Below are 9,725 nucleotides of genomic sequence, written 5' to 3' on the forward strand. Positions count from 1 at the left end.
ATGCGCCGAGTGAAATCGCCACGGCGACACCAATGGCCACAGCAATTCTTAAACCCCATGGTTTTAAGGCACCACCTGATGTTTCATTGGCCTTAATGGCAACGGCTATTAATGAAGGTTCGGCAACCGTTGTTGAAAACCCAATTGCAGCCGCAAATAAATAAACCCAATAATATTGCCACCATTCAATTATTTGTCCTTCGGTACCAAGCCCCTCTGTTATGAATGCTGGATCAGTAAGCTGTTTCGCCATTAGATCACCAAGTGGGAATAATGCCTGATCTAGCCCAATCAAAAAGAGAGCAAGACCCGAAATTACATAAACAAAACCAATAATTACTTTCTTAAGGTTAGGGACAGGTGCTTTAAGGATAAAAATTTGAAAAAAGATCAATAATATCCCGATAGGAGCAACATCCCGAACCGTGGTCAGGAATGTCGAAAGGATATTTAAAATTAATTCTTCCATCAGATGACAATTCCATAAATTAAAACAAAAGCTATTGGAAAAAGACTGGCAAAAGCGATTAATCCAAATCCATCAATCATAGGGTTACGCCCTTTGATGACCGTTGATAATCCAATGCCGAGTGCGGTGACAAGTGGAACTGTAATGGTTGATGTCGTGACGCCACCACTATCATATGCAACCCCAATGATATTTTCCGGTGCAAATTGCGTAAGCACAACAATAACTAGGTATCCCCCAATAATAATATATTGGATTGGCCACCCTTTAATGATCCTCATAACGCCGGTAACGATTGCGGCGCCAACCGATATAGCAACCGTCATCCGCAACCCTAATGCATAGGAGGATTGAGCATCTTGTGTGGCGTCAATCATGCCCGCGGCGGCGGTTATACGGGCGGCTTCTTGACTAACGGCGATTAAAGCAGGTTCTGCCACTGTTGTCCCAAACCCAAGGGCGAATGAGAAAATAATCAACCAAGGAGCGCTAGCTTTACGTACCAATGCACCCGCCATATTTTCACCTAACGGAAATAGGCTTAATTCCAATCCTTGAATAAAAAGCGCAAGACCAATGACAACGGCAACCATCCCACCCGCAATTTTCATGGGTTCCGGGAAGGGTTGCTGTAATACGATAAGTTGGAAAAAAAGAACCACACCTACGATAGGTGCAAGATCCCTTAACGCATCAACCAATGTTTTTATAAATTGCGGCATTTGTACCCTGTTTTTCAATTCTCAAGTATAGTGTTAATATACTTCAAAAGCAAAATACTTGATGAGTATCAAGAATATTAAACCTGTTTAAAAATAATTGTATTTTCAAACTTTTAGTACTTCTTAATTATCCTGTCACAAACTTGTGATTTGCAGATGACGTTACATTGCATCTACTCTTATTTTAGGGAGGCAAACATGAAAAAAATTATATTATTAATTAGTATCTGGACATTTAATACAGCTGCGGAAGAATTTGATGCCACAGCGATGAATAAAGTTGAAGGTTGTATGAATGGACCAGTTAATGAGTTTGGCCAATATATTGGCGACTGGAATATCCTTGAACGACGTTTAGGTCAGGATGGTGAATGGACAGAACATACTGGCACAAAATGGAATTTTAAATGTGTTGGTGACGGTATCGCTATTCAAGATTATTGGCTTCCAGCTAATGGAAACGCAGGGACGAACCTAAGGGTCTATAATCCAGATACCAAAAGTTGGGATATCGCTTGGACAGCAACAAATTCGCCGGCTATGGCGCGCATTAATGCCGTCAAACAGGATAATGGATCTATTATTATGCATTATGTAACCGAAATTTCCCCTAAGCGTCGCATAACATTCTTTCCACCTCACGAAACTGGTTGGAATTGGCAGATGGAAATGGATTTTGATGGACGCGGTTGGACCAAAGTGCTCGAATTAATCGCGAGTAAATAATAAATAGATTTCTTTTATCAAAGTTTATTCCTATGATTTAATCATATTAATCGATATCAATAATTTGATATTGATTATTGAGAATTTAGGAGTAATTCATGAAACAGGATTGTTGGACGCCAAACAAAGAAAATGGGTTTTTAATGTCTCCCGACCCTATTAGCAATTTGACTAAAGTTGATAGTGGCATAGAAAAAGAAGCTGTTCATGAAATTGAAGAAATAGCCCAAAAATTACCCAAACTTGTTGCTACTAATGAAATCCGTTCTGTTTTGCGTGATTTAAAAGCGCATGATATGAACGCATTAAAACGCGTAGATGATTTTAGGATCGTTGAGCGAGCATTTCAAATTTATGCTCATCTTGCGAATGTTTACATATGGTGTGAGGAAGACAACCCTGAAAACCATATTCCAAAAGGGGTGGCAATGCCGCTTGTTCAGCTGGCAGAAGTTGTGGAACGCCCGCCGATTATCCCATATGCCACCACGGCGCTATCAAACTATAAACGGATAGACCCGAATGGTCCTATCGAAGTTGATAATTTGGAATGTGTTCAAAAAATTATCGATATTGAAGACGAGTCCTGGTTTCACCTTATTCATGTAGAAATAGAGGCGCACGCAGGAAAAGCCAACTATAATTGCCTTAAGGCCACGGAGGCAATATCAAATAATGATCCGGCGCAAGTCGAGGCCGCATTAAATAAAATCCCGAAAGCATTTGATAAAATGATGGCGACGTTTCGCCGTATGTTTGAAAAATGTAATCCTGATAATTATTATCATACCTTAAGGCCATATTTATTCGGGTTTACGGATATAATTTATCACGGTGTTGAAAAATTTAATGAAGAACCGCAAACTTTCCGCGGCGAAACGGGAGCGCAGAGCTCGGTTATTCCTGCATTAAGGTCATTTCTCGGACTTCAACATGAAAAAGGGGGGCTTTCAGAACATCTTGAAATCATGAAAGATTATATGCCGAAACCTCACCGGGAATTGCTGGCAAATATCGATAGCAATAATATTAGAAGCTTTGTCATTAATGAAAATCAGGGTTCATTAAAAGATGCGTATAATGCGTCTATTGAAAGTGTTTATCAATTTAGAAACTTACATCTAAAAATGGCCCACGCCTTTGTCGCGCAAAAAGTGAAAAACCCAATTGGCACAGGCGGTACAGAATTTATGCACTGGCTAAAGCAACTTCGCGACGAAACCAATCAGCAGTATATTAGTTAGGCTAGGTATTAGCAGAGAATAATATTTAATTCGTCATTTTAAAAATACTGTAGCCATTTAATATGCTTGTTTCTTTGTTTGAATTTTGCAAACCATCTGGTTGGAAAATAAAAGAGGAATGTAAAAATAAAGAAAGCAATCCATATTTGACCCACAGTATTAAATGAAAAATATTTCTCATGCGTCGGCCCGTTTATCGTTATAGCGATTAGATATAATATTTTTAAAACTGCCAGGTGAAAAACATAATAAAACATTGGCGCAGCACCAAAATTAGCCATTATGTTGGTGAGCTTGTTATCTTCATATTTTTCAAATAAAACTAAAAGTAATAATCCGATACTTAACATGGAAAGATTGAATAAAAGCGAAGGCGGATATTTTGTTAATGCGATAAAGCTCATAAAAGTGGTTAGTGCCTCGCCGGTATTTATCCTCGGGAAATCACCATAAAATCTTTCATTGCCTTAATGAAGGCTTGGTTTTCTTCTTCTGTGCCAACAGTTACCCTAAGGGTCTTCTCCATACCATAAGCACCAAGCGGTCCGACCATAATGCCGTTTTCTTTAAGATAAGCGTCACATGCTTTCATCTGATCTGAGTTTTCAAAATGAAGCATTATGAAATTACAGACACTATCAGTGACTTTTAACCCCATATTTCGCAGCTCAGAGGTTAGATATTCAATGCCATCTTGGCATTTTTTTAAGCATTCATCGGCATAATCTTGATCAAGTACCGCAGCAGCCCCCGCCATTTGTGCAGGCTTTGAAACGTTAAATCCGCCTTTTAAATGCATCATGGTATTAATGATTTCACTTGTGGAATAGGCCCAACCGATCCTTAAGCCGCTTAACCCATAAAGTTTTGAAAGTGTGCGCGTGACAATGACATTTTCATGACTGTCAACTAAATCAAAACCGCAATCATAATCGTCTTTTGTCGCAAATTCGGCGTAAGCCGCATCAAGTACCAGTAAAATATGATCTGGCAATTCTTCGCGTAATCTAACAACTTCGGAGTAGGGGACATAGGTGCCCGTCGGATTGCCTGGGTTATCAAAGAAAACGACGCGCGTTTTATCAGTGACCGCTTTTAAGATATTATCCACAACAATCACATAATTTTCATCATGTTCGATAGCGACGGCAGTTGCGCCCTGCATTGCAATATTAAAACGGTAGACCATAAATCCATATCTAGGATGGATGACTTCATCACCTTCAGCAATATAACTTCTGGCGATATAGCTTAATATTTGCTCTGAACCCGCTGCGCACATGATCTTGGTATCATTAAGATTATATTTCTTGCCAAGAACTTCTCTTACGTCAGCAGAATAATAATTTGGATAGCGGTTAAGCATACCAACCGCTTCGTGATAGGCTTCTATCGCTTTTGGGCTTGGCGGGTAGGGGCTCTCGTTAAAAGCCAAGCTAATTTTAAATTCCGGTTTTTTTGTGTTCGCTGATGGCTGAATTTGCGACGGTGAATCCTGCACGAAATCGTTTGCTTTGATTTTGCTCATTTAATTTACTCGAAAAATTCTGGTCTGTTTGGTGTAAAAATATCAAGGTTCAAGACATCTTCGTCGCCAACAACTTCTGCATGATGCATAACGTTTGGCGGTACGACTAGCATTCCACCGGCGGTTAGGCGGAATACTTCATCGCCTACATGAAAATCAGTAGTGCCTGACATGATGTAAACAATTTGCTCATAAATATGCTTATGGGGTCTTGGTTCATGTTGTGGTTCTAATTTATGCATGGCGAGGGTGGCACTTTCGCCCGTAAATACTTTTTGATACACACCGTCACGGATTTTTTTCCATTCCATATCATTCCAATTTACATTTGGTATTTGCATTCTTTTTTCCTTATATCTTAATTTTTTGGCGTAAATTCTCGCCAATAATCCATATTATTTTCTTGTTCAGCATATGTTTTAACCCGGTCCGCAGCAAGGCCAATCAAATCAACCGCTGACATATTCTTTTCTTCTAAATAATCTTCTATTTGATTAAGTGATTTTTCAATAACATTATAACCCCCACTGAATATTGCGCTGGTCATTTGTACGGCACTTGCGCCTGACATCATAAAGCGGATCATGTCATGACCGTCACGAGCACCATTGGTAGCCATTAAAGGATAGTCTTTTCCAATTTTTTCACGTGTTTTAACCAAATGATGTGCGGTCAATGGTAACGCCCATGCGCCACCAATTGCCGCGTGTGTGCCAAGAATAGGATCGCCGGTTTCAAGATTAGGGATAAAGCCCATATAACGCCCCATTAATGTGACCGTATCCGCTCCTGCTTTATAGGCGGCTTCTGCCATTGCGGGGACTTCGGGGCTTTGACCCGCAAGCTTTATCCAAAGCGGGATTTTAATCTCTTTTCTCAAATTTTCTGTAATTTCGCTTGTATGATCCGCTTCTTGTTCTAAAAGAATAGCTCCTTTGGCCGCTTCTTTGCCATGCGGTGCACCTACATTGACTTCAAGGATACGAATACCTGCTTTTTCGACCCTAATTGCATTTTCAATAAGTTCTTCAACGCTGGCCGGGATTAAACTTGCAACCGCATAGGAATTAAATTTTTTCGCCATATTATCAGCGTCCACTGCAAATTTTAACCATTCATCAAATGGTAAAGGATGCAGACCTGATCTATTGAATAGGCTGGCGTCTCGGGGCGGATTAAAATCCCATTTAAGTTCATTAAAATCACTATCAAGAAGGGCATAATCGGTTTTGCCAAGCTGTTCTTTTGCGGCATCAGATTCGTTTGTAGATTTAATGACAACCGCGCCTGCACCGGCCTTTAACGCTTTATCAATACCGGAAAGTTCGATGAAATGTTCACCAGACCCACATATGAGCGGGTTTTTAAGCGATATATCACCAATTTTTACGGTAAGATTCGGCATTTTTTTCCTTATATTCATTTTGACCATTTTCCAATTATTGATACTCTGTTCCAAGTATCAAGACAAATGTAGTGAGATTAGCAAAATGACGTCGTATTTAAGTAAACAAACCGTCTTTAGAGAACGGTTGCTTAATGGTGAAGAACTTATTGGCATGTTCGTTAAAACACCAAATCACATGATGGTTGAAGTAATGGGGAATACGGAACTAGATTTTTTGGTTCTTGATCAGGAGCATAGTCCCTTTGATCTTTTCGCACTTGATACTTGTTTGCTTGCAGGGCGAAGCGCCGATATGCCGATGATGGTGAGAATTCAGCAAAATACAGGAACAGGAATGCTTTATCCGCTTGATTGCGGGGCTACAGGTGTCATTGTGCCACATGTTGCAACACCTGAAAAAGCCAAAGAAATCGCAAGCGGCGGCAGATACAGAAAAGGAAACCGTGGATTTGCCGGTACGCAGCGCGCAGGCGGGTATGGTACGCGAGAAATGCATGAATATATCGATCAATCAGATACTGAAAATGTTATTATTGCGCAAATAGAAGATGTTGAAGGCGTTAAAAATATAGAAGAAATCGTAAAAGAACCGGAAATCGATTGCCTGTTTTTAGGAAGAATGGATTTGACAGTAGGGTACGGTGCTAAAACGCAACATGATGATGTGATACGAGAAACCGTCGAGCATGTGTGTAAAGTGGCTAGAAACGCAGGCAAGAAACTAGCGGCATATAGTGCGCCTTCTGAAAAAGACTATCTTAGGGAGCAAGGCGTTACCGTTTTTGCGGTTGGGTCAGAGCATAATTTAATTCAAAAAGGCATCAGTGGCCTTCTTTCAGATTTTTAATATTAAAGACTAAATATCAGGAAAATTTCAAAATGATAAAAAATATTCCGGACCGAATTAATTCGACTGTGGATCAGTCACCGGCGGCAAAATATGACGATGCACTTTTAGGGTCACTTTTGGAAGGTGCGATTGATCTTCATTGCCATAGCGGCCCGAGCGTTATGCCGCGTTCAATAGATCATATCGAAGTCATGAAAGAAGGGAGCGAGGCAGGGCTTAAAGCGATATTGATTAAAGATCATTATTATTCTGCGACACCAGTAACAGAACTTTTAATGCGCCACTTCGGTGAATTGAATGTTGAGATGCTATCTGGCGTTCCACTTAATAATTCAACAGGCGGTATAAACCGTTTTGCCGTGGATCACGGTATTAAACTTGGTGCTAAACTTGTATGGATGCCGACATTTTCATCAAAAAATCATATTGATCATCATAAGTCTGATAAAGATTTTGAGAAAAAGTTCTCAACCACGAAAGAAAAGATGCTTGCACCAATTGAACTCAGTGTTCTTGATGAAAATGGTTAATTGCTGGATGAGGTTAAATTTATATTAGATATGATCGCAGAGGCTGATATTGTTTTGTCTGGTGGACATTTACATATTACGGAAATTTTCCCGCTATTCGAAGAAGCCATTAAGCGGGGTGTTAAAAAATTGCTTGTTAATCATCCGTCATATTTAATCGATGCGACATATGAAGAAATGGGAGATTTGGTGAAAATGGGGGCATATCTTGAACATAGTATGTGTATGTTTGTACCTGGCTCTAAGTTTCATTTTTATACGCCGGAAAACCTTGATAAATTAATTAAGGCGGGCACCGTTGATCGCACTATTCTGGGATCTGATTTAGGGCAGGTGGGTAATCCTACTCCCGTAGAAGGGTTTAAAAATGTTATCGCCACATGTTTGGATATTGGTTATTCAAATGAAGATATTAAAAAAATGGTAGGCGGAAATGCGGCTCAATTAATGGGTTTATAGTGATTTTTAGATTATGGCCGATATAGTGACTTAACCAATTTCATCAAATGCTTTTAAATCTTCAACGTGATCTTTCAATTTTTCAAGTAAGTGAACAAGCTGTTCTTGTTCCTTGTTTGTTAAAACAGATGTGAGCTTTTCAGCACGTTTACGATAAGCGGGGTTAATTTCTTCCATAATTGATTTGCCTTTATCAGAAAGACATAGAAAGGGACTTTTTTTATGGCGACGATTTGGTTCCCGTATAATAAGGCCTTGTTTTTCAAGAGCTGCTGCAGAGCGGCTTAATGTTGAACGGTCATGATGGATGTTTTGTGAAATATCGCTTAGGGTTTGAGGGCCCATTTGCCAAATAAGCCCAATAATGCGCAATTGCACAACGGTTAAGCCAAATTTGTTGATATTTTCTTTGGAACCGCCAAATGCAAGAAGGTTTGCAACAACAGCCACCAGATAATTAATTTTGACTGGCGTTCGAAAACCATCTGTTGGTGTTATCTCATCACCAATAATATTTAATCTTTCACTATCCATATTGTTCCTTTTATGTCACCATATTTCTATAGAATGGTAAAACATATATAAAGTCAATAAAGTAATGTAAATGAATAATTCTATTGCATATGCATAAAAGTTGAGTTAGTTACTTTAGAACGAAGAAGAACCATAATTATCAAAATAGGGAACGGTAATGGGTAAGAAAATTTTCAGCGATACAGAACTCGGGATGGATAGAAAAATCATGCGACGTGATTTCTTAAGTGGTGCTAGTATTGCTGTAACGGGGGCAATATTATGTCCTTCTCTAGTAAAGGCGATGCAGGCTATCGATAAGGATAAACCATCGCAATCACAATCAAACTATTATCCACCTGATAAAGCAGGGATGCGAGGAAGCCACGATGGATCATTCGAAAGTGGACATTTGGTACGTGACGGTGAAAAATTTGAAGCAATTGCAACAGGCGAAGAGTATGATTTAGTGGTAATTGGAGGCGGTATTAGCGGAATAGCAGCCGCGTGGTTTTATCGTCAATCAGCGGGGCCAGATAAAAAAATACTAATTCTTGATAATCATGATGATTTTGGCGGGCATGCTAAACGTAACGAATATAATTTAGATGGACGAAATATTTTAGTGAATGGGGGCACATTAAATATTGAACAACCAACAAATTATAGTCCCGTTGCGATGGGCTATATTCGTGAAATTGGGATCGACACCAAAGCGTATCATGAAAAAACCAAGGATATGATCAGAGCTGTTCGCAGAGGCAGCTTGGGCCGAGCTACTTATTTTGATAAAGAAACATTTGGTGGTGAAGATGGTTTGACGATAAGAGAACGTGGTCCAGATGCAAGTTTCGAAGAATTTTTTAAGAACTCCCCTATAGATCAAGATCTAAAAGAACAATTTATAAAGCTTCATAGTGAAGATGTGGTCGCCAAATCATTTGAAGGATTAAGTGACGAAGAAAAAAAATTAAAACTAGCTGGAATGACATATGCTGATTATGTGACAAAAGAGTTGGGTATTGATGAACGCGTGTTGCCCCTTTATGCGCCAGGGTTACATTTTAGATTTTATGTCGGTGCAGAGCAGGTACCAGCACTTTTTTGTTGGGAGTTAGGCGGAAACCCAGGATTTAAGCATTTAAATTTAAAACCAACTGAAAAAATTAGCCCTATGCATCATATCGCCGGCTCGCAACATGGCCGTGAACATGAATATGAAGAGGCCAGTATTTATTTCCCTGATGGAAACGCAACCATTACAAGGATGACGGTA

The 9,725-nt window shown here is 39.5% G+C and carries 10 protein-coding genes and 1 pseudogene; 5 read left to right on the plus strand and 6 right to left on the minus strand.

Translation table 11 applies throughout. The annotated features are described in order from the left end of the window. Together ACTF6W_RS00510 and ACTF6W_RS00515 are read right to left on the minus strand one after the other, a co-directional pair. Positions 1-469: DUF1538 family protein (locus ACTF6W_RS00510; protein WP_438992581.1), on the minus strand; the 469-nt coding region annotated here is incomplete at its 3' end. Then, entirely contained in the window at positions 469-1,191 is a 723-nt protein-coding gene (locus ACTF6W_RS00515) for a DUF1538 family protein (protein ID WP_438992582.1), read from the minus strand. The genes ACTF6W_RS00510 and ACTF6W_RS00515, both read right to left, overlap by 1 nt. A 198-nt stretch (positions 1,192-1,389) precedes the next feature. Here ACTF6W_RS00515 and ACTF6W_RS00520 point away from each other — a divergent pair, with 198 nt between their 5' ends. Both ACTF6W_RS00520 and ACTF6W_RS00525 read left to right on the plus strand, forming a co-directional pair. Continuing rightward, complete coding sequence (locus tag ACTF6W_RS00520; protein WP_438992583.1) at positions 1,390-1,917, plus strand: hypothetical protein; 528 nt, start codon at positions 1,390-1,392, stop codon at positions 1,915-1,917. A gap of 98 nt (positions 1,918-2,015) precedes the next feature. Further along, a complete protein-coding gene (locus ACTF6W_RS00525) occupies positions 2,016-3,161 on the plus strand; it encodes a hypothetical protein (protein WP_438992584.1) in 1,146 nt (381 codons plus the stop codon). A gap of 430 nt (positions 3,162-3,591) precedes the next feature. Here ACTF6W_RS00525 and hisC read toward each other — a convergent pair whose 3' ends face one another. Genes hisC through ACTF6W_RS00540 form a run of 3 tightly spaced genes read right to left on the minus strand, consistent with a single transcriptional unit; the run spans position 3,592 to position 6,094 of the window. Then, on the minus strand, positions 3,592-4,689 hold the full coding sequence (gene hisC / locus ACTF6W_RS00530; protein WP_438992585.1) for a histidinol-phosphate transaminase: 1,098 nt from the start codon (positions 4,687-4,689) through the stop codon (positions 3,592-3,594). Positions 4,690-4,694: 5 nt separating this feature from the next. After that, complete coding sequence (locus tag ACTF6W_RS00535) at positions 4,695-5,030, minus strand: cupin domain-containing protein (RefSeq protein WP_438992586.1); 336 nt, start codon at positions 5,028-5,030, stop codon at positions 4,695-4,697. 17 nt (positions 5,031-5,047) lie between these two features. After that, complete coding sequence (locus tag ACTF6W_RS00540; RefSeq protein ID WP_438992587.1) at positions 5,048-6,094, minus strand: tRNA-dihydrouridine synthase; 1,047 nt, start codon at positions 6,092-6,094, stop codon at positions 5,048-5,050. A gap of 85 nt (positions 6,095-6,179) precedes the next feature. On the opposite strand from ACTF6W_RS00540, the gene ACTF6W_RS00545 reads away from it, so the two are divergent. Together ACTF6W_RS00545 and ACTF6W_RS00550 are read left to right on the plus strand one after the other, a co-directional pair. Continuing rightward, positions 6,180-6,944, plus strand: coding sequence for an HpcH/HpaI aldolase family protein (locus ACTF6W_RS00545; protein ID WP_438992588.1), 765 nt, complete (start codon positions 6,180-6,182; stop codon positions 6,942-6,944). 32 nt (positions 6,945-6,976) lie between these two features. Next, positions 6,977-7,936: pseudogene (locus ACTF6W_RS00550) on the plus strand (DUF6282 family protein). A 30-nt stretch (positions 7,937-7,966) separates the two neighbouring features. Here ACTF6W_RS00550 and ACTF6W_RS00555 read toward each other — a convergent pair. Beyond that, positions 7,967-8,470 (minus strand): MarR family winged helix-turn-helix transcriptional regulator, encoded by a 504-nt coding sequence (locus tag ACTF6W_RS00555; RefSeq protein WP_438992589.1) that lies wholly within the window; start codon positions 8,468-8,470, stop codon positions 7,967-7,969. Between the two features lie 157 nt (positions 8,471-8,627). On the opposite strand from ACTF6W_RS00555, the gene ACTF6W_RS00560 reads away from it, so the two are divergent. Continuing rightward, the coding region (locus tag ACTF6W_RS00560) for an NAD(P)-binding protein (protein WP_438992590.1) at positions 8,628-9,725 on the plus strand (1,098 nt) is incomplete at its 3' end.

This window comes from Pseudemcibacter sp. (assembly GCF_965661635.1).
Classification (GTDB): Bacteria; Pseudomonadota; Alphaproteobacteria; order Sphingomonadales; family Emcibacteraceae; genus Pseudemcibacter.